Here is a 24,744-nt window from a genome sequence, read left to right on the forward strand (position 1 = left end):
ACGTGCAGGCCTCCTTCCTCACTCCAACCGGCAACGAAGACATCTTCATCACCGCGGCGATCTGGACCGGCCTGGCCGCCCTGCTCCTGACGCTGCTGCTCGGCCTGCAGATCATCGCCATGCGCATCGGCCTTCGCCGCCGCCAGCGCGGCGAAGCGCGCGCGCTGGCGCGCTGGCGCCCGGTGCTGAACGCCGCCATCGTCGGCGAGATCCCCGACACCCTGCCGCCGCTGCGCCACGGCGAGCGCCTGCCCTTCCTGCGCCTGTGGGCGCACCTGCAAGGCTCGCTGCGCGGCGAAGCCAACGAGGCCCTGAACGAAGTGGCGCGCCGTGCCGGCATCGACGTCTATGCGCGCTCGCTGCTGGCGCGCGGCGCCCGCCCGGCGCGCCTGCTGGCCGTGCTGGTGCTGGGCCACCTGCACGACCGTCAGGCCTGGCTGCCCCTGATGCGCCTGGCCGAGTCGCCGGACAACACCTTTTCGCTGACCGCCCTGTGGGCGCTGGTGCGCATCGATCCGCGCGCGGCCGCCGACTACATGGTCCCGTTGTTCATCCACCGTGAAGACTGGGCGCTGTCGCTGGCTGCCGGCATCCTGCAGCAGGCGGGCGAGCCGGCCGGCGCCGCGCTGGCGCGCTACCTGCCGCAGCTCGACGCCGACCAGCTACCGCGCGCCCTGCGCATCGCCGAAGCCCTGCACGTGACCCTGCCGGCGGGCCTGCTGGGGAGCGCCCTGCGCAGCGACGCCATGCCGGTGGTGATCGCCGCCCTGCGCAGCGTGCGCACGCCCGAGACCATCGCCGACGTGCGCGCGCTGCTGGCGCACGAGGACTGGCAGGTACGGGTGCAGGCGGCGCGCGCCCTCGGCCGCATCGGCGAACGCGCCGACGCCGAGCGCCTGGTGGCCCTGCTCGGCGACGCCCAGTGGTGGGTGCGCTACCGCGCGGCCCAGGCGCTGCTCGAATTGCCGGCGCTGTCCGGCGCCGACCTCGCCGCCCTGCATGCCTCGCTCACCGACCGCTTCGCGGCCGACATGCTGGCCCAGGCGATGGCGGAAAGCGGGGCGGCATGAATACCGACAGCCTGCTGGTCGCCTTTGTCACCTGGTTCGTGCTGGCCTTTTTCGTGCTTCTCAACGGCGGCTACCTGCTATTGAACCTGTTTTCGCTGCGCGCCCTGTACCGTCGAGGCCAGGAAGAATTCATCGGCGAACTGCCGCGCGCTTATTCCGGCCTGGAGCCGCCGGTCAGCATCCTGGTGCCCGCGTATAACGAGGAAGCGACGATCGCCGCCTCGATCCGTTCGATGCTGCAGCTGACCTATTCGGAGTTCGAGATCATCGTCATCAACGACGGCTCGAAGGACGGCACGCTGGAGGTCTTGAAGCGCGAATTCGCCCTGCTGCCCTTCCCCGAAGCCTACCGGCGCCAGATCGCCACCAAGGAGGTGCGCCAGATCTACCGCTCGACGCGCTACCCGAACGTGCGCGTGATCGACAAGGTCAACGGCGGCAAGGCCGACTCGCTGAACGCCGGCATCAACGCCTCGCGCTACCCGCTGTTCTGCGGCGTCGACGCCGACTCGGTGCTGCAGCGCGACAGCCTGGCAAAAGTCACCGAGCCTTTCCTGCGCGACCCGACGGTGGTGGCCACCGGCGGCACCGTGCGCGTGGCCAACGGCTGCGAGATCAGCGGCGGTTTCCTCACGCGCGTGGGCTTGCCGCGCAGCCCGCTGGCGCTGTTCCAGGTGGTCGAATACCTGCGCGCCTTCCTGTTCGGGCGGCTCGGGTGGTCGGCGCTGAACGGCATGCTGATCATCTCCGGCGCCTTCGGCATCTTCCGCAAGGATGCGGTGGTGCTGGCCGGTGGCTACCGCCCCGATACCATCGGCGAAGACATGGAGCTCGTGGTGCGCATGCACCGCACCCTGCGCGCCGCGCGCCAGCCCTACCGCATCGAATTCGTGCCCGACCCGGTGTGCTGGACCGAAGCGCCGGAAGACCTGGCCACGCTGAAGAACCAGCGCGTGCGCTGGCAGCGCGGCCTGGCCGAAAGCCTGAACGCCAACTGGGGCCTGCTGTTTTCGCGCAACGGCGGCATCCCGGGCTGGGTCGCCTTTCCCTTCATGCTGTTCTTCGAGTGGCTGGGACCGGTAATCGAACTGGGCGGCTACCTCTACATGTTCTATGCCTTCCTTACCGGGCTGATCTCCTGGGAAGCCTTTGGCGCCTTCCTGTTCGTGGCGCTGGGGCTGGGCATCCTGCTCTCGGCCTCGGGGCTGATGCTGGAAGAGATGTCCTTCCACCTTTACCCGCGCGGCAAGCAGCTGATGCTGCTCGGGCTGATGGTGGTGCTGGAGAACCTGGGCTACCGCCAGCTGAACACCTGGTGGCGGCTGATCGGGCTGTGGCGCTGGCTGCTGCAGAAGGAAGCCAGCTGGGGCGCGATGAAGCGCAAGGGTGTCGAGACCGACGTGCGTGTCGCCCCCGGTGTGGCGCCGCCGTCGCCGGGCGAATCGTCCTCCGGCCGGCCGCCGGGCAGCGCGCCATGAAACCCGCCTTCGCCGCCGCGCTGCTCCTGATGACCTCTTCCGCACAGGCGGCCTGGCTGCAGGTCTGCCCCGCCAGCTCAGCGCCTGCCGGTGCGCCGCGTGCCGCGCTGCCGGGGCCGGGCGAGATGGTGGTCGTGGCCAGCGCCAGTGCCGCGCTGCCCGGCTGCCGCGCGCTGCCCCTCGGCGTCGATATGAGCCAGGTCGAGGCCCTGTACCCGCTGGCGCCGCAGGACAAGCCGGCGCGCACCATCCTGCTCTATGGCCCGCTTGACGGCAAGCGCTTCGCGCCGGGCAGCCACGACCTGCCGCAGCCGGATCCGGCCGGCGCCACGCCACGCCGCGAACCGATGCCGCTGCGGACCAATTTGCTGCCGGATGCGCGTGTGCGCACCTTCGGGGTCGAGGAGCGCGTCGCCATCGCGCATGCGAACGGCAAGCTGCGCATCGTGTGCCGTGCCGGTAGCCGTGCCGCAGGCGTGCTGCTGGACGGCGCCTGGTACATGCCGCTGGCGTCAAGCTCGCTCGGCGCCGACTATGCGGCCAGCGGCGCCTTTTCGGTGCAGGTGGCCGACGCCGCCTCGGCGGCGCGCGAGTCTTCGCATGCGGTTGGCGAACTGGGCGTGTCGTCATCACGCCGCAGCACCGCCCTGCCCCTGCCTGCGCAGCTGGACCGGCACGGCTGGCGCCAGTTCGTCATTCTCTGTCCGCAGGAAGCGGCGACGCTGGAGCTGGACAGCCTGCGCCTGGAACCGGCCGCCGCCAAGGCTGCGCCGCGCAGCACCTGGATCTGGGACCGCAGCGAATGGATGGAGCGCGGCGACGCCTTGCTGGCCTGGGCCAGACGCGAAGCCATCGGCGAACTGTTCATCGTCGTCACGCTCGATGGACCGAAGGTGCGCAATCCCGCCCAGCTGCGCGCCTTCGTGCGCAAGGCGCATGCGGCCGGAATCGCGGTCACCTCCGTCGAGGGCGATCCGCACATGGTACTGGCAAACCACCGCGCCGCCACCGCCGACCGCGCGCGTGCCTTTGCCGCCTACAACCGCGCGGCCGCGCCGGAAGAACGCCTGCGTGCGATGCAGTTCGACGTCGAGCCTTACCTGCTGCCGGACGCCGTGCTGGCGCCGGCGGACCGCGACCGCGCATACATGGCGATGGCGCGCGCCTTGCGCGAGGCGGCCGGCGACATGGCGATCGACTACGTCGTGCCGTTCTGGTGGTGGGACAAGACCGAACTGCTCGACGGGCTGGCCAAGGTGGCCGATGGCCTCGCGGTGATGGATTACCGCACCGCGCCGGACCAGATCTACGGCTTCGCCGCGCCTTTCCTCGACTGGTCGGCGCAGCATGGCAAGCGCGTGCACATCGCGCTGGAAGCCGGCCGCGTCGCGCCCGAGCGCCAGCGCCGTTACGTGCGCGCCGATGCGAACGAGGCCGGCGACTTGCTGCTGGCGCAGGCGGGCGAGGTGCCGGTGCTGGTGCTATTGCGCCAACCGGTGACGCGCGCGAATGCGCCCTTGTACCGTTTCAGCAGCGAGCGTACGCTGGATGGCAGCGCCACCAGCTTCCACGGGAACAAGACGGCGCTGCGCAGACTGCTGCCGGAACTCGAACGCGACCTTGGCGCCTGGCCGGGGTTTGCGGGGATTGCGCTGCACGGCTGGCGCTGAAAACACCAGCCGGCGCACTGGCCGGCCACATCAATCCGTGCCCGACGATCCGGCCGGAAGCACCTGCGCGATCGCCATGCCGGCCAGCTGCGCAGTCGCCAGCAGCCGTTCCAGGCTTTGGCCATGGCGGGCACTGGCGGAAAGACCGGCCATCGTGGTGCTGACGAAGTCCGCCAACCGGTCGGCATCCTCGGGACGGCGTTCGGCGATGGCGTGTCGGATCACGTCTTGCGCGGCAACGTGGAAACCGCTGGCGGCAGTGCGCGCCTCCGCATCGTTACAACGCGTCCCCTCCAGCACCATGCAGCCGGTGGCGGCGGCATCGGCCGCATACATCCGGGCAGCCTGCACCAGGATTTCTCCAAGCGAAACCGCCAGCGGGCGATCGGCCTGCAGTATCCGCACCAAGGGAACGGCGCCGGTGACGGCGTAACGATCGAGCACCCGCGCGTACAGCGCGCTCTTGCTGCCGAACGCGGCATAGAAGCTGGGCGGCTTGATGCCGAGCGCCGCAGTCAGGTCGGCGACGCTCACCGCGTCGTAGCCCTTTTCGTGGAACAGGCGCTGGGCAGTAGCCAGCGCCTCGTCCAGGTCGAACTGGCGCGGCCGGCCACGGGGGGATGCAATATTTGTAGTCATGATTACAGAAATACCTTGACAGCGGTGACGAGGCATATTGTATCATCCACTACATTAATCGAAAGGAGCGATCATGGTGGACTTCACGAATAAATCGGTGTTGGTGCTGGGTGGCAGCCGTGGGATTGGCGCGGCGATCGTGCGGCGATTCGCCGCCGATGGCGCCAAGGTGGCATTCACCTACGCGGGGTCGGCCGACGCGGCGCAGCGCCTTGCCGGCGAAACCGGCAGCACCGCGTTCATGACCGACAGCGCCGACCGCGATGCGGTCATCGAACGGGTGCGCGCGAGCGGTCCGCTGGATATCCTGGTGGTCAATTCCGGCATTGCGATCTTTGGCGATGCGCTGGAGCAGGATCCGGATGCGGTCGACCGCCTGTTCCGTATCAATGTCCACGCGCCCTACCACGCTGCGGTGGAAGCGGCGCGGCAGATGCCCGCAGGCGGGCGCATCATCGTGATCGGCTCGGTGAACGGCGACCGCATGCCCTTGCCCGGCATGGCCTCGTATGCGCTGAGCAAGTCCGCGCTGCAAGGCCTGGCGCGCGGACTGGCGCGCGATTTCGGGCCGCGCGGCATCACCATCAACGTCGTGCAGCCCGGACCGATCGATACGGACGCCAATCCGGCAGACGGCCCGATGAAGGACCTGATGCACAGCTTCATGGCGATCAAGCGCCACGGCCGTGCCGACGAGGTGGCGGGCATGGTCGCCTGGCTCGCCGGGCCGGAAGCGGGCTTCGTGACCGGGGCGATGCACACGATCGATGGCGCGTTCGGCGCCTGAGCGGCCACACGGTAGCGGACCAAGGACCTGGTGCAGGCGCTAGCCCTGCACCAGCGGCAAATCCACCATGAAGGTCGTCCCCTTCCCCGCCTCTGTCTCGAACCCGATCCGCCCCCCATGTTCCTCCACCAGGCTCTTGGTGATACTCAGGCCCAACCCGGTCCCCCCCTTCTGCCGCGTATCCGCCCCATCGGCCTGCGCGAAGCGCTGGAACACCCGCGCCTGGAACTCCGCCGGAATCCCCGCCCCCTGGTCGCGCACCGCCAGCCTGGCCCACTCCCCGTGCTCGGCCAGCACCAGCGTCACCGTTCCATCGCGCGGCGAGAACTTCACGGCATTCGACAGCAAATTGGTCAGCACCTGCACCAGCCGGTCACGGTCGATGGCGGCAGCGAGGTCGCGCGCCGGTTCGCTGCATTCCAGCGCCAGCCGCACGCCATGCTGCCCGGCATAGCCCTGCATCGAATCGAGCGCGTGTTCGGCTACCGGCAGCAGCAGTTGCGGGCGCCGTTCGAAGTGCATGCCGCCGGCTTCGATCTTCTGCAGGTCGAGCACGTCGTTGACCATCCGCACCAGGCGCTCGCTGCTCTCGTTGGCCAGGTTCACCAGTTGCGCCACGTCGGGCGGCAGTTCGCCGGCCATGCCTTCGGCCAGCATCGACAGCGAGGCGCGGATCGAGGTCAGCGGCGTGCGCAGCTCGTGCGAGACGGTGGCGACGAATTCGCTCTTCATGCGCTCGACCTTCTTGCGCCCCGAGATATCGTGCAGGAACACGGCGAAGAAGACGCCGTCGCTGCCGCCGGCCAGGGCCGCCGTCATCTCGATCGGGAACTCGATGCCCTGGCGGTTGATCATGAGGCGTTCGACGCGCCGCTCCAGTAGCACGCTGTGCCCGGTGGCGCGGTATTGCTCGATGGCGCGCACGGTGCTCGCGCGAAAGCGCTGCGGCACGATCAGTTCGGCCATCGGCCAGCCCAGCACCTCGCTGCGCTTCCAGCCGAACATGCGCTCGGCGGCGCTGTTCCAGTCGGTGACCAGGCCGCGCAAATCGACGCCGAGGAAGGCATCCTGCGCCGCCTCGACGATCGCGCCCACGCGCTGCTCGCTGGCCTGCACCGCCACCAGCGCCCGCTCCAGTTCGGCCGTGCGTGCCTCGACCCGCGCTTCCAGGGTCGCGTTCAGGCCTTGCAGTTCAGCGCGCCCCTGCACCAGGTCGCTCACCAGGGCATTCAGGGTCTCGGACAGGCGTTCGACCTCGACATAGGTGCTGTTGCTGCTGTCGAGCCGGACACTGTCGCCGCGCCGGATGCGGCCGGCCTCGCGCACCAGCTGCCCGAGCGGGCGCGTGATGTAGCGTGCCACCAGTACGCCCACCACCGACACCAGCAGCGCCAGCGCGATGCCACTCCACAGCGCGCGCTCGCGCAGGCGCAAGGCCGGGGCGTAGGCGTCGCTCACGGTCTGGCGCACCAGCACGGTCCAGCCCAGGCCGGGATAGGTTTCGAAACCCTTGCTGCGCGCGTAGCCGACCAGCCAGGAATGGCCGTCCGGCCAGCGCTCGACCAGGAAGCCGCTGTCTTGCCGCTGCGCCGCCTGGAAGCTCGGCAGGTCGACCGTCTGGCCTTGCAGCTCCTTCGGCCCGAGCAGGACCACGCCGGCGCTGCTGACAATCAAGGCCTCGACGCGGCCGCCGCGCGCGGCGAGCGGCGCCATCACCGAGCGCTCGACCGCGCGCGCCCATTGCCAGGACAAATGGGCGCCGAGCACACCGATCGTCTTGCCGTCGCTGTCGCGGTAGGGAAAGGCGACGTCGACGAAGCGGCGCGGTTCGCCATTCTGCTGCGGCAGGATGCGCGCCAGCAGCACGGCTTCGTGCACGTCGCCGACGTTCACGCCGCGCAGGGCGTTGCGGAACCAGGGCCGCTGCGACACGTCCGCCCCTTCGAGCAGGCCGCGCCCGGCCACTTGCACGCGGCCATCGGCGCCGGCCATGCCGATCCAGTCGTAGAAGCCATAGGTGTCCTGAATAGCGTCGAGTACGGCGCGGCGATCGGCGGGGGTGGCGTTGCCGGGCGCCAGGTCGCGGCGCTGGGCCAGCAGGCGCACTTCGCGGTAGCGCTCGAACATGCCGCGGTCGAGCTTGTCGGCGGTTTGCAGCGAGAGTTCGCGCAGGCCGTGGCCGATGCTGGTTTCCACTTGTCCGGTGGCGGCGATGTCGACCACTTCCACCAGCAGCAGGGTCAGGACGATCGACAGCAGCGAAAAGGCCAGTGCCAGCCAGGTGCCGAGCGAGCGGCGCCGGCTGGTGGGCCGGCGAACTGCCGGAATATCGTTCGTTGCTCGGTCCATAAACGCTCAATGTTGACTGTATCGCAAGCGTAACACGGCGCATGCGCGGACGGCGACAGCTGGTGAGGCCGTGCCGGGGCCGTCTGCCGCACGGGAAGACGGGAAATCTTTTATACTTACCGGTTACAGCCATTCGCACCAAGACCAGCAATGTCCAACCAAGCTCAGCCTGCTACTCCCGCCGCCACCGAACCCTTGCTCGATTACGTCACGTCCTGCGCCCTGCCCACGCCCTGGGCCCAGTTCACGCTGCACGCCTTTGTCGAGCATTCCACGGGCAAGGAACACCTGGTGATGGCCCTCGGCGACATCGGCAACGGCGAGCCGGTGCTGGCGCGCGTGCATTCGGAATGCCTGACCGGCGACGTGCTGTTCTCGCAGCGCTGCGACTGCGGCGCCCAGCTCGAAGGCGCCCTTAAGCGCATCGCCGCCGAAGGCCGCGGCGCCCTGCTCTACCTGCGTCAGGAAGGCCGCGGCATCGGCCTGGTGAACAAGATCCGCGCCTACCGCCTGCAGGAAGCCGGCGCCGATACGGTCGAGGCGAACCTGCAGCTGGGCTTCCACGCCGACGCGCGCAACTACGAGTTGTGCCGTCCGATGCTGGAACAGTTCGGCATCAAGCAGGTCAAACTAATGACCAACAACCCGCGCAAGATCGACGCCCTGACCCGCCTGGGTATCGACGTCACCGAGCGCGTGCCGCTGCTGGTGAACCGCAACGCCTTCAACAACAGCTACCTGAACACCAAGCAGGCCAAGCTCGGCCACATGATGACGCCGGCCGAAACCGTGGCGGAAGACGGCGAACTCTGAGACGTTTCGTTCTGCGTGCTTGCTGATCTGGTGGCAGAATAGGTTCACCCTAGCCACCATTCGATGCGCGTGGGCAGCGGCCCGGTGACCGGCTGTTGCGCGCGCCAACCGCCATGCGACGCGCCGCCAGCTTGTTCTTGCTGTTGTGCCTGAGCACCTCCCTCGCCGCATCCGGCGACCGGCCCCTTGCGCCCCTGAGAAAGACCACCGTCCAGCCCGCTGCCAAGCCCGATGCGCCGCCATTGGTCACGCCTCCGGCCACGCCGCCAGCAGCCACGCCGCCAGCCCCCGGCCCCGGAGAAACCGACACCACCACCACCCTGCCCCAGCCCTCCTCGGCGGCCCAGGAACTGTATTCCTCGGCGCAAAGCGACCTGCTGCAGATCCGCATGCTGCTCAGGAATGGCCGCACCCAGTCCACTGTCGGCTCGGGTTTCCTGGTCGGCGAATCGAACCTGGTGCTGACCAATTACCACGTGGTCTCCCAGATGGCGCTCGACCCGGCCGTCTACACCGGGGAATATGTCGACACCGACGGCAAGCGCGGCCCCATCGAATTGCTCGCGGTCGATGTCTTGCACGACCTGGCCGTGGTGCGCGTGAATCGCCAGGGAAGCGGCGTGTTCATCGTGCCGGAAAAGCCGGTGAAATTGACCCAAGGCCAGCCGCTGTATTCGCTCGGCAATCCGCTCGACCTCGGCTTCGCCATTTCCGAGGGCGCCTATAACGGCGTGGTCAGCCGCAGCTTCTATGACCAGCTGATTTTCAGCGGGCCGATCAATTCCGGCATGAGCGGCGGGCCGAGCGTTACCGCCGGCGGCACCGTGGCCGGGATCAATGTGTCGAAGCGGCGCGACGGCGAGGCGGTCAGCTTCCTGGTGCCGGTGAAGTACGCGCAGGATTTGCTGCGCACCGTCGAGCTGCAAGGCGCGCCGCCGAAGGACTTCAATCCCTTGATCGCGGCCCAGCTGCTGGCGCACCAGCGCGCGATGGTGGCGCGCCTGCTCGATACGCCGCTGTCGATCAAGAACATGGGGCCCTACCGGGTGCCGGTACGCGAATCGGGTCAGGTGCGCTGCTGGGGCCGCTCTAACGTGAAGGCCGAGACCTCCTACAGTGCCGACACCATGAGCTGCGCCATGGAATCGGCCATCTACGTCTCCGACACCCAGCAGACCGGACACGTGTCGATGACCCACCAGTACCTGCGCTCGCCCTCCCTGCACCCGCTGCGCTTCGCGGCCCTGGCCAGCAGCCAGTTCCGCATCGACCGCTTGGGCAGCACGCGCGACACTCGCTTGACCGGACCGCTGTGCAGCGAGCGCTTCGTGCATTCGAACACCCTGCCGCTGCGCGCCGTCACCTGCGTGCGCGCCTACCGCAAGTTTCCCGGCTTGTACAACTTCACCCTGCTGACGGCCAGCACCGACAATCCGCAGGCCAGCTTGCAGAGCCGGCTCGACGTCGCTGGCGTGTCCTATGACAACGGCATGCGCGTCACGCGCGCTTTCCTGAATGCGCTCGGGCGCAACCGGGAACTATGACGGGCCCGTGGTTCATCGAAACCCTGGCGCGCAACGGCGACGTGCTGCACCGCCACCGCGTCGACACGCTGCCGATCCGCATCGGGCGCGGCTACGACAACGACGCCATCCTCGACGATGCCTACGTGGCGCCGCGCCACGCGCAGGTCGAGCTTGACGCCGACGGCGGCCTGCTGCTGCGCGACCTCGGCACCCGCAATGGCATCGTGCACAAGCGCAAGCGTGTCGCCACCCTGGCCTTGCGCGGCGACACCGTGGTGCGCCTCGGACACACCAGCCTGCGCGTGCGCGCGGCGGACTTCGCGGTGGCGGCGGAAGCCCTGGACCGCACCAAGCACGGCTGGGAGGGCATCCTGCCCGGGCTGGCCGGCACGGCGCTGATCGCGCTGGTGGCTTTGTTCACGATGTGGCTGGCGGACACCCAGCCTTTCCGGCTGTTCCGCTATCTGGCGGCGCTGGCCTACGGCATCGGCGCCGGGCTGGTCTGGGCCGGGCTGTGGGCACTCGGCAACCGCCTGTTCGGGCGCCATGCACGCCTGGGACGCCACCTGTTCATCTTCGGCTGCGGCGTGGCGGTGCTGATGGCCTTCCGGCTGCTCTCCAGCGCGGTCGGCTACGCCTGGTCGATCGAGGTGTTCACGCGCTATGGCTCGCACGTGGCGATCATGCTGGTGGCGGGCATGGTCTGGTTCCACCTGACGACGGTGGCGCCGCGGCCGCGCAAGCGCTTCACCGCGATCTGCGCGCTGCTGGCGCTGCTCGGCTCGGGGCTGGTACTCATCAGCAACGAAGGGCGCAACGGCAGGCTGGCCGACGAACTCTACATGTCGGTGCTGCTGCCACCCGACATGCGCGCCACGCCCGACGCCTCGATCGATGCCTTCATGGACGACGTGGCGGCGATGAAGGCCGAGCTGGACCGGGAGCGGGCCGAGGACGAGCGCGAGAAGGACAACGACGGCAACTGAAGGGCCGGCGTTGCCGTCGCATTGGCCAGTCCTGCGGCCGGGCTTACCTGGTGGGTTCGAGAACCCACCCTACCGATACCAGGTCACCTGTGCATCAGGCGCTATGCGCGCCCCTGCCTGCCTGCGAGCCCGCAGGGCTGCCGTCGCTGCGGCCGATGCTGCCGCTTTGCCCGCCCTGTACGTAGGTACCGCCATTACCTTGCGCGGACTGCGATGGCGAAGACGACTGCGACTGGCCGGCGCTGCGCGGCGCGGCCTGGCCATTGCCGGTATAGCCCGAACGCACGAACGGGTCGGTGAAGCGCTCCACGGTTTCCTGCGACTTGCGCAGGCCGCGTTCGGTTTCTTCGCTTGCCGTGCGCGACACTTCGTCGGCCAGGGCGCGGGCGGTGCGCGAGGTGTTTTGCACGTGCTGCTCGGTCACGCGCGCCAGTTCGACCTGGGCATCGGCTGCAAGGCGCGAGATGTGCTGCTGGTAGGCGCGCAGTTTTTCGCTGGTCGGCTGGGCACGCGCGGCGGCAGCGCTGATGACTTCGCTCTGGCGTTCGGCCGTGATCAGTTGCTGGCTGGCGATGGCGCTTTCTTCGAGCATGGTTTGCACAAGCTGGATGTTCAGGTCGCACATCTGCTGGAAGGACTGGAAGAAGGATTTCGACACGTCGTTCAGGAAAGCGGTTTGCGCGTCCAGGTGGGTGCGTACTGCAGGGTGAACCGATTGGGAAAATGGATACATTCTTCGCCTCGTAAGATGTGGTTGTAGGTAATGTTCCGCACCGCCCGTCAAGGCAGGCGCGGTGCAGCCGTGCAGAGCGGAGCGGCCTTCCCGGCTGGCGGGAGACCGTCTGTCACACGGAGCTACAAGGCTAGGGCAGCACCGGCCCGCGCGTTTGCGACCGGTCAAAAGTGCGCGGCTGAGGAAAAGAAGGAAAAACGCCGGCACGAGGCCGGCGATTCAGAACGAGGTAAAGCTTGCGCAAGGCTCAGGCGCTATGCTTTTCCACCCAGCCGGCAAAGGTGTCGACGAAGGTCTGCAGGAAGTCGCGCAGCGAATCGTCGGTCAGCTGGTCGCCTTCGAACTTGGTGGCGATGCCGCCGAGATAGGCTTCCGGCGCCGGCATGGCCGGCATGTTCAGGAAAGGCAGCATCTGGCGCAAATGGTGGTTGGCGCCGAAGCCGCCCAGCGCGCCCGGCGACTGGCTGACGATGGCGCAGGGCTTGTTGGCCCAGGCCGCCTTGCCGTAAGGGCGCGAGCCAACGTCGATGGCGTTCTTCAGTGCGCCCGGCACCGAGCGGTTGTATTCGGGCGTGATGAAGAGCACGCCGTCGGCGGCGCGGATCTGCTCGCGGAAGGTCGTGAAGGCTTGCGGCGGCGTCTCGGTGTCGTCGTCCTGGTTGTACATCGGCAGGTCGCGGATCTCGACGATCTCCATGTCGAGCTTGCCTTGTGCGAGGCCGATCATGGTTTTCGCGATCTTGCCGCTGAACGAGTCCTTGCGCAGGCTGCCCACCACGATTGCGATTTTCTTGGTTGCCATTTACTCCCCTTTCTTTTTCGTTTGCAAAGTCCCGATGGTAAACATTTTTGCACCGGGATGTGCGTAGCGACGAATCCGGGGTCAGATGCGTCCGCGGCGGAAGGCGGCAAGAAACTTTTTCGCTTTCGCAGCACTCAGCACCTGCACCGGATCGCCATGCCAGGCATACAGGAAAGGCTCGCCGCCGAGGCGGTCGGTGAGCTTGGCTTGCAGCAGAAAACGCGTGCCGGCTGGATACTGTTCAGGGTCGCTCATGGCGCGCGCGCATTGCACCCGCATCGACGGCGCGAACGCTTGCCCCGGCATGGGGCGGATCCGCAGCTTGCCGCTGCGCGGATCAGGCACCGAATGCACGGCCACTTCGCGGTAGGCCCAGGTATCGCGCGCCATGGGTTAAGCCTCCACCTTCACGCCTTGGCCGCGGGCAGCATGCCGGCGCGCACCACCGGCGCTTCGCGGATCGGCAGGTTGATCAGGGCCGCGGCCAGCGCCAGGGCAATGTCGGCGTACCACATCCAGCTGAAGTCGCCGAAACGCACGAATGCCAGCCCGCCCAGCCAGGCGCCGAAGAAGCCGCCGATCTGGTGCGACAGCAGGGTCAGGCCGAACAATGTCGCCAGGTAGCGCGTGCCGAACAGTTTGCCGACCAGGCCGGCGGTCGGCGGCACCGTGGCCAGCCAGGTGAAGCCGAGGGCGGCAGCGAAGATGTAGAAGGTCAATGCGGTCTTCGGCACGAGCAGGTAGATGCCGATGATGACTGCACGGCTGAAATACATCAGGGCCAGCAGATTCTTCATGCGGTAGCGCGTCGACAAGGCGCCGGCAGTCAGGCTGCCGGCAATGTTGAACAGGCCGATCAGGCCGAGCGCGGTGCCGGCCACGCCGACCGGCAGGCCGCACAGCGCCACCTCGCCCGGCAGGTGGGTGACGAGGAAGGCGATGTGGAAGCCGCAGGTAAAGAAGCCGGCGTGCAGGAACAGGTAGCTGCGGTCGCGCATGGCCTGGCGCAGTTGTTCGGTGAGGCCGATGCCGACGATCGGTGCCGCGCCGGCTGCTGCCACGCTCGGCGTCGGGGCGCGCTTCCCGCGCAGCGGCCAGGCCAGCGGAATGGTCAGCAAGGTGGTGGCGGCCATGGTAAGCATGGCGAGGATCCAGCCGGGGCCGGCGATCAGCACCTGCATCAAGGGCGCGAACACGAACTGCCCAAAGGAGCCGCCGGCATTGATGAAGCCGGATGCGAAGGGCCGGCGCGCTGCGGGCAGGCGCTGGGCGGTGGCGCCGATCAGGATCGAGAAGCTGCCTGCGCCGGCGCCCGCTGCGGACAGGATGCCGAGGGTCATGAGCAAGCCCCATTCGCTGCTGACGAAAGGCGTGGCGGCCAGGCCGGCGGCGAGCAAGATCGCGCCGAGGACGATCACGCGCGCGGGGCCGTATTTGTCGGCCACGGCGCCGAACACGGGTTGCGAGGCGCCCCACATGAACTGGCCGATGGCCATGGCGAAGCTGATGCTGGCGATGCCGAGGCCGGTGGCCGTGTTGATCGGCGAGAGGAACAGGCCGGTGGTCAGGCGCGCGCCCATGGTGATCATGAGGATGGCGCTGGCGGCCAGGATCAGCGCCCAGGCGGCGCGGGGGGACATCTCGGTGGTCGTTGTCATTGTTTTCCCCGGAATGGACGCGTTGGACACGCGTGGGTCAGGGATGGGATTTTAGCAACGATGCGGTGGGTTTGCAGGGGGGGTGGCAGTTTTCGCCGTTCGTTTGGCGGATGTGATGGCAATCGCGTTAGGGTTTTTTAAAGTACGACCGCGTGGACACAGGTGTCCACCCTACAAAATCGGGTAGGGTGGGTTCTCGAACCCATCACGCAACGCATGCGCGTCGAGGTTTCGTAGGGTGGACTCCCGAGTCCACGCGGTACGGCGCAGGCAGGTCGAGATGCCAGTCTAATCCGCCGACATCTTCATCAACACCAGCCCCGAGACGATCAACAGCGCAGCAATAATCCGCGTCGGATTGACATGCTCACCGAGCACAACGATTCCGACGAAAAACGCCCCCACCGCCCCGATCCCGGTCCAGATCGTGTACGCCGTCCCCAGCGGAATCGAGCGCATCGCAAACGACAGCAAGCCGAAGCTGGCCGCCATCATGACGATGGTAACAATGGAAGGCAGCAGCCGCGTGAACCCTTCCGACTGCTTCATCGAATACGCCCAGACAACCTCGAACACACCCGCAACGAACAACATGATCCAAGCCATACGGCTCTCCTTGAAGAGCCGGGCCGTCCCGGTCGTGTTTCCCGATGTGGGCGAGGTCGTCCTCGTGAAGAATGGGAGGGCGGCGCCTGGCCGCCCGTGAAACTTATGCCGCTGCGCGAATCAGCATGGCCACCGCTTCCGCCGCCATGCCCTCTTCCCGTCCGAGATACCCCAGCTTCTCGTTGGTCTTGGCCTTGATGTTCACCTGCTGCGGCGACACGCCCAGGTCTTCGGCGATGCGCGAGACCATTTGCGGGATGTGCGGCGCCATCTTCGGCTGTTGCGCAATGATGGTGGCGTCGACGTTGCCGATGGTGTAGCCGGTCGCCACCACGCGCGTCGCCGCTTCGCGCAGCAAGGTGCGCGAATCGGCCCCGGCGAACATCGGGTCCGTATCCGGGAAGTGCTTGCCGATGTCGCCCAGCGCGGCGGCACCGAGCAGCGCGTCGATGATCGCGTGCAGCAGCACGTCGGCATCGGAGTGGCCGAACAGGCCGAGACGGTGCGGGATGGTGACGCCGCCGACGATCAATTTACGGCCTTCAACCAGGCGGTGGCAGTCGTAGCCGGTGCCGATGCGAAACGGTGGAGTGGGGTTATAAGATGCAAGTGCCATGGTTCGATTACAGGAATGCGGGTTGGGTCGTTGCCAGGTACATCTCGGCAATGCGGATATCGCCGGGCAGCGTGACTTTCAAATTGCGCGGGTCGCCCTCGACCAGTTTCGGCGACAGGCCCAGCGCTTCGACAGCCGAGGCGTCGTCGGTGATCTGCTTCATGTCACGCGCAGCGGACAAGGCGTCGCGCAGCAGCTTGTAGCGGAACATCTGCGGCGTCTGCGCCAGCCACATGCCTTCGCGCGAGACGGTGCCGACCTCGCCGGCGATGCAGCGCTTGACGGTATCGACCACCGGCAGCGCGAGCACGCCGCCGACCGGGTGTTCGCCGGTATGGGTAATCAGTTTTTCGATCAGCGCTTCGTCCAGGCCGGGACGCGCGGCATCGTGCACCAGCACCCAGTCGTTTTCGCGCAGGGTGCCATTCAGTGCGGCCAGGCCGTTTTGCACGGATTCGGCGCGTGTTGCACCGCCGCATCGGAGCACGGTCACGCCGTGGCTGGGCACGATGCTGTCGATGACAGGGTCGTCCGGGCTGACCACGACATAGGTGTGCGCGATCAGTTCGCTGAACAGGAAAGCGTCGATGGCGTGGCGCAGCATCGGCTTGCCGCCGATTTTCAGGTATTGCTTCGGTCCGCTTGCGGCCATGCGCGCCCCGACGCCGGCGGCGGGGATCAAAGCGAAGTAACGTGGAGCCAAGGAATTCATGTGTTGTTTTTTCGTTTTGCCGGTCTAATAAGAGACTGTACCTCACCTGCACAAACTTTGCCGAGTCGCGCGTATTCCTGCGGAGTATCAATTGCTGCCTGTAAGGCCTCGACTTTCGCCATTTCGTTCTTGATGTAATTCATCCAGCCGGTATCGATTTCGCGCTGCAACAAATTCCGGGCCTGGCCGGCCGGCGCGTACAGCGGTTTGCCCGCGAAACGCTTCTCGAGTGCCGCCCGCACCACCTTTTCGGCGCGCGGCAGGAAATCCATGTAGGTGTTCAGGTGGCGCATCTCGTGCGCCAGGATTTCCTTGTACGCGCAGGTACCGGGCGCAAACTCGCGGCCCACATAGACGATGATCGGCAGGTAAGTCAGGTTGACTTCGAGACGCGGCGCAACGCATTCGTAGCCGGTGGCGGGATCGGACAGCATGCGCCCGGTTGCGGCGATCGTGACCTGCGACTCGGCGCGCGTCAGCCCGAGCACATAGGTGCCTGGCGCGCGCTTGCCTTTCAGGCGCGTGAGGCCGTGGAAGGAATAGGAGTGATCGACACGGTAGCCGTTCTGGCGCAGCGTGAACACCGAGACAGCCTGTCCGATGGTGTCCTCGCATTTCGCCTGGAAGGGCGTGCGCGCGCTCGCAGGGGCCAGCACGAACAGCGAGGCCAGCGCGAGCGCCCATTTCATCTCAGGCCGGGTTCCAGGTCCCGTTGACGATTTTCTCGAGCCAGAAGGCACCGATGATGGTCTTCACGTCGGTGATCTCGCCGCTTTTGACCATCGCCATCAATTCCGGCACGGTGACGGTGAACATTTCCAGGAATTCGCCTTCATCGAGTTTCTGTTCGCCGACCGTGAGGCCGCGCGCCAGGAACAGTTCCAGGTGCTCGTCGGAATAGGCGATGGCATTGTGGATGGTGCAGACAAAGCGCCAGTCGCTGGCCGTGTAGCCGGTTTCCTCTTCCAGCTCGCGCTGGGCGCAGGCCAGGTGTTCCTCGCCGAGGTCGATCTTCCCAGCCGGGAACTCGATGAAGACGCGGTCGTTCGGATAGCGGAACTGGCGTTCGAGCAGCACGCGGCCATCGTCGAACAGGGGCAGGATACAGACGGCGCCGGGATGGCGGATGTACTCGCGGTGGGTGACTTTCCCGTCAGGGAGTTGAATACGGTCGCGCGAGACTTTCAGGAACTTGCCGTCGTAGGCGACTTCGCCGTCGAGGCGAGTTTCTTTCAGCGAATCCATTGGACTCCCAGGGTGAGACGACGTTGACGATCAGCGGCGCTTGCGCAGGTAACGTAGTACAAATCCTGGAAACGCCAGCACGAGGAACAGGCAGCCGGTGATGGCGTAGAACTCCCACCCCTGGGCAAACACGTTGCCGATGGTGGATTCGAGCAGCCAGGCCAGTGCGCCGACGATGAAGTATAAGACAAGCAGCTCGAGCAGGCGCACGAAGAAGGTTTTCGTGCGCGCCTGCCCGGCTTGAAGGGAAGCCTTCCCGGAAGAAGGCAGAGGGATGCATCCGAACAGGCGCTCGTTCGCGAACGGGAGGTTGGCGGCGGCCAGAGCCACCGCCACCACCAACCAGCCGGCCAGCGAAACGTCCAATCAGGCCGCCAGGGTTGCGCGGATCGCCTGCAGGCAGGTGCCCAGCAGTGCGCCCGGGACCACGCCCAGGACCAGGATCGCGATGCCGTTGATCGACAGCGCCACACGCATGTCGGCCGGGGTGGCGATCGGGCTGGTGTCGGCGGCTTCGTCGAACCACATGGTCTTGACGACGCGCAGGTAGTAGAAGGCGCCGATCAGCGAGAACAGCACGGCCACGACGGCCAGCCAGATCATGCCGGTGTTGGCGACTGCCTGCAGCACGGCCCACTTGGCCATGAAGCCCATCATCGGCGGCACGCCGGCCAGCGAGAACATCAGGACGGTCATGACGATCGCGAACCATGGGCTGCGGCGGCCCAGGCCCTTGAAGTCGGCGATCTGCTCGGCTTCGAAGCCCGAACGCGCCAGCATCATGATCAGGCCGAAGCTGCCCAGGGTGGTCAGGACATAGGTAATGGAGGAATACATGGCGGCGCTGTAGGCGGTCGGCATGTTGCTGGCGTCGCCACCGACCACGCCGGCCATCATGGCCAGCAGGACGTAGCCCATCTGCGCGATCGACGAGTAGGCCAGCAGGCGCTTGATGTTGGTCTGGGCGATCGCGGTCAGGTTACCGATGGCCAGCGACAGCACGGCCAGGACCATCAGCATCTGCTGCCAGTCGGCGGCCATGCTCGGCAGACCTTCGACCAGCACGCGCATCAGCATGGCGAATGCGGCCAGCTTCGGTGCGCCACCCAGCAGCAGGGTGACGGCGGTCGGTGCGCCCTGGTAGACGTCCGGCGCCCACATGTGGAACGGCACCGCGCCCAGCTTGAAGGCCATGCCGGCCACCACGAACACCAGGCCGAAGACAAGGATGGTGCTGTTTGCGCCGCTTGCTGCGCGGGCGGCGATCTGGTTGACGTCCAGCGAACCGGTGGCGCCGTAGATCATCGAGATACCGTAGAGCAGGAAGCCCGAGGCCAGGGCGCCGAGGATGAAGTACTTCATCGCCGCTTCGGTCGAGGTCGCGTGATCGCGGCGCAGCGCCACCAGGGCGTACAGCGACAGCGACATCAGTTCCAGGCCCAGGTAGATCGACAGCATGCTGTTACCCGAGATCATGATCATCTGGCCCAGCATGGCGAACAGCGCGAGCACGTAGAACTCGCCGCCCAGGTTACCCGAGAGCATGCCGCGCTCGGTGGCGTACTGGCGCGAATAGATCAGCGTGATGCCGACGGCCAGGTAAGTGAATAGCTTGAGCAGGTTCGACATCGGGTCCGACACGTACATGTGGTTGAACGTGTAGACGGTGGCGCCGCTGTTGAAGTCGGCCCAGCTGAACACCGCGCAGCCGACCAGGGTCAGCAGCGACAGGTAGTAGGTCACGTTGCGGCGCGACCCCTTCAGGTACATATCGATCAGCAGGATCGCGGAAGCCGCGATCAAGAGGAAGATTTCGGCATACACCGGCACCAGGTTGGTGTCGGTCGCCGCTAGCAATGTGTTGTTCATCTCGTTCATATCGATTTATTGAGGCAGCTGTGGCAGCTTGCTCACGGACACGTGTTGCAGGAGGTCTGCGACCGAAGTCTGCAGGGTGTCGGCGATCGGCGCCGGGTACAGGCCCATGTACAGCGTGGCAATCGCCAGCACTGCCAGGATCGCGAACTCGCGCTTGTTCAGGTCAACCAGTTCGGCCACGTGCTTGTTGCCGATCGGGCCGAAGACCACGCGCTTGACCATCCACAGCGAGTAGGCGGCGCCCAGGATCAGGGCGGTGCCAGCAGCCAGGCCGGTCCAGAAGTTGAACTGCACGGCGGCCAGGATGACCATGAATTCGCCGATGAAGCCCGAGGTGGCCGGCAGGCCGGCATTCGCCATCGAGAACAGCACGGCAAAGGCGGCGAACTTCGGCATCGTGTTGACGACACCGCCGTAGTCGGCGATTTCACGCGAGTGCATGCGGTCGTACAGCACGCCGATGCAGAGGAACATCGCGCCCGACACGAAGCCGTGCGAGATCGCCTGCATGATACCGCCCTGCACGCCCATCTCGTTGAAGATGAAGAAGCCCAGGGTAACAAAACCCATGTGCGCGATCGACGAGTAGGCGACCAGTTTCTTCATGTCCTTCTGGACCATGGCGACCAGGCCGATGTAGATCACGGCGATCAGCGACAGCACGATCACGACCGGGGCCAGGTAGTGCGAGGCGTCCGGGGCGATCGGCAGCGAGAACCGCAGGAAACCGTAGGCGCCGAGTTTGAGCATGATCGCGGCCAGCACCACGGAACCGCCGGTCGGCGCTTCCACGTGGGCGTCCGGCAGCCAGGTGTGCACCGGCCACATCGGCACCTTCACGGCGAAGGCCATGAAGAAGGCGATGAAGATCAGGATCTGTTCCTTCATGCCCAGGATCTGGGTATGCCATTTCTGGATCTCGAAGGTACCCGAGACGTTGTACAGGTAGATGATCGCGATCAGGGTCAGCAGCGAGCCGAAGAAGGTGTACAGGAAGAACTTGAAGGCTGCGTACACGCGGTTCGGGCCGCCGAAGACGCCGATGATGATGAACATCGGGATCAGGGTCGCTTCGAAGAAGAAGTAGAACAGCACGCCGTCCAGGGCCGCGAAGACGCCGATCATCAGGCCCGACAGCAGCAGGAAGGAGCCCATGTACTGGGCCACGCGCTCTTCGATGACTTCCCAGGCCGCCGCCACCACGATGATGGTGATGAAGGCGGTCAGCGGGATGAACCACATCGACAGGCCGTCGACACCCAGACGGTAGAAGATGTTGAAGCGCTCGATCCACGGCGCCACTTCAGTGAACTGCATGCCGTGGGCGGCGTTGTCGAAGTTGGTGATCAGCGGGATCGTCGGCAGCAGGCTGACGACGGCGCCGACCAGCGACAGCACGCGCACGAAACCGCGGTTGCTGTCGCGGCCCACGGCCAGCACGAGCAGGCCGAACAGGATCGGGAGCCAGATTGCAAGGCTCAGGTAATGAGAGGAGTTCTGCATCATTTGTCTTTTTCTTTGCCTGTGATTAGCGCCAGAACGGGAAGAAGTACAGCAGGGTCGCAGCGATACCCGCAATCATCACGAACGCGTAGTGGTAGATGTAGCCGGTCTGGCCCTTGCGGGTCAGCAGCGCGAACCAGCTGACCGCCTTGGCCGAACCGTTGACGACCAGGCCATCGATCAGCGCGCGGTCGCCCACTTTCCACAGGCCGCCGCCGATGGCGCGTGCGCCGCCGGCAAACACTGCCTGGTTGAACTTGTCCATGTAGTACTTGTTGTCCAGCAGCGTGTGCAGCGGCTTGAACTTGGCGTAGAACCAGGCCGGGACGCGCGGGTTGATCATGTAGCAGTAGTAGGCCACGACCACGCCTGCCAGTGCCAGCCAGAACGGTGCAGTGGTCAAGCCGTGGATCGCCATGCCGACGGCGCCATGGAATTCCTCGCGCAGGGTTTCCATCGCGGTGTGGTTTTCGCCGACGAAGATCACGTCCTTGAAGAAGTCGCCGTGCAGCATCGGGCCGATCGCCAGGTAACCGATGATGACCGAAGGGATCGCCAGCAGGATCAGCGGCAGGGTCACGACCCATGGCGACTCGTGCGGCTTCTGGCCCGGGGCCAGGCCGTGGTGGCCGTGGTCTTCTTCCTCATGGTGCGCGTCCGAATCGTGCTCGGCGTGCGGGTCGGCGTGGCCATGGCCAGCGGCGACAGCCTGCTTGTGATCATCGTGGTGATCATGGGCGTGAGCCTTGCCAAAGCGCTCTTCCCCGTGGAACACCAGGAAGTACATGCGGAACGAGTAGAAGGCGGTCACGAAGACGCCGGCCAGCACCGCGAAGTAGGCGAAGCCCGCACCCGGGATGTTCGAGGCGTGCACCGCTTCGATGATCGAGTCCTTCGAGTAGAAACCGGCGAAGAACGGGGTGCCGATCAGGGCCAGCGAGCCCAGCAGCGAGGTGATCCAGGTGATCGGCATGTACTTGCGCAGGCCGCCCATGTTGCGCATGTCCTGGTCGTGGTGCATGCCGATGATGACCGAACCCGCGCCGAGGAACAGCAGCGCCTTGAAGAAGGCGTGGGTCATCAGGTGGAACACGGCGACGGAATATGCCGAAGCGCCCAGGGCGACGGTCATGTAGCCCAGCTGCGACAGGGTCGAGTAAGCGACCACGCGCTTGATGTCGTTCTGGATGATGCCCAGGAAGCCCATGAACAGTGCGGTAATCGCGCCGATCACGATGATGAAGGAGAGCGCACCGTCCGACAGCTCGAACAGCGGCGACATGCGCGACACCATGAAGATGCCGGCGGTAACCATGGTCGCGGCGTGGATCAGTGCCGAGATCGGGGTCGGGCCTTCCATCGAGTCTGGCAGCCAGACGTGCAGCGGGAACTGCGCCGATTTACCCATCGCGCCGATGAACAGGCAGATGCAGGCGGCGGTCAGCAGCGGCCAGCCGATGCCGGGGACCGTCAGGCCGGCCAGGCGATCCGCTTGCGCGAAGACGTCGGTGTACTGCATCGAGCCCGACGCGGCCAGCAGCAGGCCGATACCGAGGATGAAGCCGAAGTCGCCCACGCGGTTGACCAGGAAGGCCTTCATGTTGGCGAAGATCGCGGTCGGACGGGTGTACCAGAAGCCGATCAGCAGATACGACACCAGGCCCACCGCTTCCCAGCCGAAGAACAGCTGCAGGAAGTTGTTCGACATGACCAGCATCAGCATGGCGAAGGTGAACAGCGAGATGTACGAGAAGAAGCGGTTGTAGCCTTCGTCCTCGGCCATGTAGCCGATGGTGTAGATGTGGACCATCAGCGAGACCGAGGTGACCACGCACATCATCATCGCCGACAGCGTGTCGATCTGGAAGCCGACCGCCAGCTTGACGGTGCCGACCGTCATCCAGGTGTAGATATCCTGGTTGAAGCTGGCGCCGTCGAGCACGGCCATCAGGGTCTGCACCGAAATGATCAGCGCGATCAGGACGCCCAGGATGGTCGCCGTGTGGGAGACCTTGCGGCCGACCACGTTACCAAGAAACTTGGTACCGAGCAGGCCGGCGATCGCCGAGCCCGCCAGCGGCGCCAGAGGCACCGCCAGTAACATTGAGGAAGAGAGTTGCCCCGCCATGTTGAACCTTAATCGTTATTAATTATCAGCCGAGACCGGATCAGCCCTTGAGGCTGTCGAGGTCTTCCACATTGATCGTGTCCAGGTTACGGAACAGGACCACCAGGATCGCCAGGCCGATCGCCGATTCGGCGGCCGCGACGGTCAGGATGAAGAACACGAAGATCTGCCCTGCCGCGTCGCCCAGGTAATGCGAGAAGGCGATGAAGTTCAGGTTCACGGCCAGCAGCATCAGTTCGATGGCCATCAGCAGGATGATGATGTTCTTCCGGTTCAGGAAAATACCGACGATCGAGATCGCGAACAGGATCGCGCCCAGGACCAGGTAGTGTGCAAGCGATAAAGTCACGGGTTTTGCTCCTTGTTCTGCGCTGCAGCTGCATTCGCGGCAGCAGCGGCGGCGGCCACGTTGGCTTCGTCGATGGCGCGCTGGTTCACCGCTTCCATCTTGACGATGCGCAGGCGGTCGTTACGTTTCACGCGCACGGCGGCGCCCGGGTCGATGGCCTTGCTGTCCTTGCGCTTGCGCAGGGTCAGGGCGACGGCGGCGATGATCGCCACCAGCAGCACCACGGCGGCGATTTCGAAGCCGTAGATGTAGCGGGTGTAGATCAGCAGGCCCAGCTCGCGGGTGCCGCCCAGGTTCAGGGCCGCCGCTTCGCTGCTCAGGCCGACGGTGTTGAAGCCGTTCCACAGCACCAGTGCCATTTCCAGCACGATGAAGGCGCCGATGCCGAGGGCCATTGGAAGATAGCCCCAGAAGCCTTCGCGCATGCGGTTGACGTTAATGTCGAGCATCATGACGACGAACAGGAACAGCACCATGACAGCGCCGACATACACCAGCACCAGCACGATGGCGAGGAATTCGGCCTTCAGCAGCAGCCAGATGCCGGCCGCGTTGAAGAAGGCCAGCACCAGGAACAGCGCGGCGTGGACCGGGTTCTTCGAGGTGACGACGAGCAGCGAGGACACGACCATGACGGCCGCGAACACGTAGAACAGGATGGTTGGAAAAATCGTGGTATCCATGACTGACGGGGACCTTTTTCTTGTTAACGGTACTTCGCGTCAGCCGCGCGGGCGGCAGCGATGTCGGCTTCGTAACGGTCGCCCACGGCCAGCAGCATCTCTTTGGTGTAGTAGAGATCGCCACGCTTTTCGCCGTGGTATTCCAGCACGTGGGTCTCGACGATCGAGTCGACCGGGCAGGACTCTTCGCAGAAGCCGCAGAAGATGCACTTGGTCAGGTCGATGTCGTAGCGCGTGGTGCGGCGGGTGCCGTCCTCGCGCTGCGCCGATTCGATCGTGATGGCCATGGCCGGGCACACCGCTTCGCACAGCTTGCAGGCGATGCAGCGCTCTTCCCCGTTCGGGTAGCGGCGCAGCGCGTGCAGGCCGCGGAAGCGGTTCGACATCGGCGTCTTTTCTTCCGGGTACTGCACCGTGATCTTGCGCGACAAGGCGTAGCGCCCCGTCAGGGCCAGGCCCTTGAAGAGCTCGGTCAGCATCAGGCTGCCGAGGATTTCTTTAATTCGGTTCATG

Annotated in this window: 25 protein-coding genes; 7 read left to right on the forward strand and 18 right to left on the reverse strand. The window is 65.9% G+C overall.

Annotation, left to right across the window (positions count from 1 at the left end):
• Window positions 1-2: 2 nt before the first annotated feature.
• The 3 genes from QPK31_RS26220 to QPK31_RS10975 are packed head-to-tail and all read left to right on the forward strand — an operon-like array spanning window position 3 to window position 4,218.
• Window positions 3-1,070 (forward strand): HEAT repeat domain-containing protein, encoded by a 1,068-nt coding sequence (locus tag QPK31_RS26220; protein WP_290422979.1) that lies wholly within the window; start codon window positions 3-5, stop codon window positions 1,068-1,070.
• The gene (locus QPK31_RS10970) at window positions 1,067-2,548 is read left to right on the forward strand and encodes a glycosyltransferase family 2 protein (protein ID WP_290422980.1); all 1,482 of its coding nucleotides are present in this window, start codon (window positions 1,067-1,069) and stop codon (window positions 2,546-2,548) included. The genes QPK31_RS26220 and QPK31_RS10970 overlap by 4 nt, the downstream gene beginning before the upstream one ends.
• Window positions 2,545-4,218 (forward strand): hypothetical protein, encoded by a 1,674-nt coding sequence (locus QPK31_RS10975; RefSeq protein WP_290422981.1) that lies wholly within the window; start codon window positions 2,545-2,547, stop codon window positions 4,216-4,218. The genes QPK31_RS10970 and QPK31_RS10975 overlap by 4 nt, the downstream gene beginning before the upstream one ends.
• Before the next feature lie 30 nt (window positions 4,219-4,248).
• Here the strand turns inward: QPK31_RS10975 and QPK31_RS10980 are convergent, their stop codons facing one another.
• Entirely contained in the window at window positions 4,249-4,857 is a 609-nt protein-coding gene (locus tag QPK31_RS10980) for a TetR/AcrR family transcriptional regulator (protein ID WP_290422982.1), read from the reverse strand.
• 73 nt (window positions 4,858-4,930) lie between these two features.
• Here QPK31_RS10980 and bdcA point away from each other — a divergent pair, with 73 nt between their 5' ends.
• Complete coding sequence (gene bdcA / locus QPK31_RS10985) at window positions 4,931-5,644, forward strand: SDR family oxidoreductase (RefSeq protein ID WP_290422983.1); 714 nt, start codon at window positions 4,931-4,933, stop codon at window positions 5,642-5,644.
• Window positions 5,645-5,683: 39 nt separating this feature from the next.
• On the opposite strand, the gene QPK31_RS10990 is transcribed toward bdcA, so the two are convergent.
• A complete protein-coding gene (locus tag QPK31_RS10990) occupies window positions 5,684-7,993 on the reverse strand; it encodes an ATP-binding protein (protein WP_290422984.1) in 2,310 nt (769 codons plus the stop codon).
• Window positions 7,994-8,143: 150 nt separating this feature from the next.
• On the opposite strand from QPK31_RS10990, the gene ribA reads away from it, so the two are divergent.
• The 3 genes from ribA to QPK31_RS11005 all read left to right on the forward strand — a co-directional run bounded on the left by ribA (window position 8,144) and on the right by QPK31_RS11005 (window position 11,318).
• Window positions 8,144-8,806: a GTP cyclohydrolase II gene (gene ribA, locus QPK31_RS10995; protein ID WP_290422985.1), complete on the forward strand. Its 663-nt coding sequence runs from the start codon at window positions 8,144-8,146 to the stop codon at window positions 8,804-8,806.
• Window positions 8,807-8,919: 113 nt separating this feature from the next.
• Entirely contained in the window at window positions 8,920-10,350 is a 1,431-nt protein-coding gene (locus QPK31_RS11000) for a serine protease (protein ID WP_290422986.1), read from the forward strand.
• Complete coding sequence (locus tag QPK31_RS11005; RefSeq protein ID WP_290422987.1) at window positions 10,347-11,318, forward strand: FHA domain-containing protein; 972 nt, start codon at window positions 10,347-10,349, stop codon at window positions 11,316-11,318. The genes QPK31_RS11000 and QPK31_RS11005 overlap by 4 nt, the downstream gene beginning before the upstream one ends.
• 94 nt (window positions 11,319-11,412) lie before the next feature.
• Here the strand turns inward: QPK31_RS11005 and QPK31_RS11010 are convergent, their stop codons facing one another.
• The 16 genes from QPK31_RS11010 to nuoI form a co-directional block, all read right to left on the reverse strand.
• Window positions 11,413-12,051: a phasin family protein gene (locus tag QPK31_RS11010; RefSeq protein ID WP_290422988.1), complete on the reverse strand. Its 639-nt coding sequence runs from the start codon at window positions 12,049-12,051 to the stop codon at window positions 11,413-11,415.
• Between the two features lie 247 nt (window positions 12,052-12,298).
• Complete coding sequence (locus QPK31_RS11015; RefSeq protein ID WP_290422989.1) at window positions 12,299-12,853, reverse strand: NADPH-dependent FMN reductase; 555 nt, start codon at window positions 12,851-12,853, stop codon at window positions 12,299-12,301.
• An 81-nt stretch (window positions 12,854-12,934) separates the two neighbouring features.
• Complete coding sequence (locus QPK31_RS11020) at window positions 12,935-13,243, reverse strand: hypothetical protein (protein ID WP_290422990.1); 309 nt, start codon at window positions 13,241-13,243, stop codon at window positions 12,935-12,937.
• 17 nt (window positions 13,244-13,260) lie between these two features.
• Entirely contained in the window at window positions 13,261-14,511 is a 1,251-nt protein-coding gene (locus tag QPK31_RS11025) for an MFS transporter (RefSeq protein ID WP_290422991.1), read from the reverse strand.
• A 288-nt stretch (window positions 14,512-14,799) separates the two neighbouring features.
• A complete protein-coding gene (sugE, locus tag QPK31_RS11030) occupies window positions 14,800-15,117 on the reverse strand; it encodes a quaternary ammonium compound efflux SMR transporter SugE (protein ID WP_290422992.1) in 318 nt (105 codons plus the stop codon).
• A 103-nt stretch (window positions 15,118-15,220) separates the two neighbouring features.
• Complete coding sequence (gene ispF, locus QPK31_RS11035; RefSeq protein WP_229438575.1) at window positions 15,221-15,733, reverse strand: 2-C-methyl-D-erythritol 2,4-cyclodiphosphate synthase; 513 nt, start codon at window positions 15,731-15,733, stop codon at window positions 15,221-15,223.
• A gap of 7 nt (window positions 15,734-15,740) precedes the next feature.
• The gene (gene ispD / locus QPK31_RS11040) at window positions 15,741-16,445 is read right to left on the reverse strand and encodes a 2-C-methyl-D-erythritol 4-phosphate cytidylyltransferase (RefSeq protein ID WP_290422993.1); all 705 of its coding nucleotides are present in this window, start codon (window positions 16,443-16,445) and stop codon (window positions 15,741-15,743) included.
• Window positions 16,442-17,134, reverse strand: coding sequence for a hypothetical protein (locus QPK31_RS11045; protein ID WP_290422994.1), 693 nt, complete (start codon window positions 17,132-17,134; stop codon window positions 16,442-16,444). The genes ispD and QPK31_RS11045 overlap by 4 nt, the downstream gene beginning before the upstream one ends.
• 1 nt (window position 17,135) lies before the next feature.
• The gene (locus QPK31_RS11050; protein ID WP_290422995.1) at window positions 17,136-17,690 is read right to left on the reverse strand and encodes an NUDIX domain-containing protein; all 555 of its coding nucleotides are present in this window, start codon (window positions 17,688-17,690) and stop codon (window positions 17,136-17,138) included.
• Window positions 17,691-17,720: 30 nt separating this feature from the next.
• Window positions 17,721-18,056 (reverse strand): DUF2818 family protein, encoded by a 336-nt coding sequence (locus QPK31_RS11055; RefSeq protein ID WP_290422996.1) that lies wholly within the window; start codon window positions 18,054-18,056, stop codon window positions 17,721-17,723.
• Window positions 18,057-19,559, reverse strand: coding sequence for an NADH-quinone oxidoreductase subunit NuoN (nuoN, locus tag QPK31_RS11060; protein ID WP_290422997.1), 1,503 nt, complete (start codon window positions 19,557-19,559; stop codon window positions 18,057-18,059).
• Window positions 19,560-19,574: 15 nt separating this feature from the next.
• Window positions 19,575-21,074, reverse strand: coding sequence for an NADH-quinone oxidoreductase subunit M (locus QPK31_RS11065; protein ID WP_290422998.1), 1,500 nt, complete (start codon window positions 21,072-21,074; stop codon window positions 19,575-19,577).
• Between the two features lie 22 nt (window positions 21,075-21,096).
• On the reverse strand, window positions 21,097-23,199 hold the full coding sequence (nuoL, locus tag QPK31_RS11070; RefSeq protein ID WP_290422999.1) for an NADH-quinone oxidoreductase subunit L: 2,103 nt from the start codon (window positions 23,197-23,199) through the stop codon (window positions 21,097-21,099).
• A gap of 40 nt (window positions 23,200-23,239) precedes the next feature.
• Complete coding sequence (gene nuoK, locus QPK31_RS11075) at window positions 23,240-23,548, reverse strand: NADH-quinone oxidoreductase subunit NuoK (RefSeq protein ID WP_056333562.1); 309 nt, start codon at window positions 23,546-23,548, stop codon at window positions 23,240-23,242.
• Window positions 23,545-24,231, reverse strand: a complete 687-nt coding sequence (locus tag QPK31_RS11080; RefSeq protein WP_290423000.1) for an NADH-quinone oxidoreductase subunit J — start codon at window positions 24,229-24,231, stop codon at window positions 23,545-23,547. The genes nuoK and QPK31_RS11080 overlap by 4 nt, the downstream gene beginning before the upstream one ends.
• 23 nt (window positions 24,232-24,254) lie before the next feature.
• Complete coding sequence (nuoI, locus tag QPK31_RS11085; RefSeq protein ID WP_290423001.1) at window positions 24,255-24,743, reverse strand: NADH-quinone oxidoreductase subunit NuoI; 489 nt, start codon at window positions 24,741-24,743, stop codon at window positions 24,255-24,257.
• Window position 24,744: the final 1 nt, after the last annotated feature.

The organism is Massilia sp. YIM B02769 (assembly GCF_030411995.1).
Classification (GTDB): Bacteria; Pseudomonadota; Gammaproteobacteria; order Burkholderiales; family Burkholderiaceae_D; genus Telluria.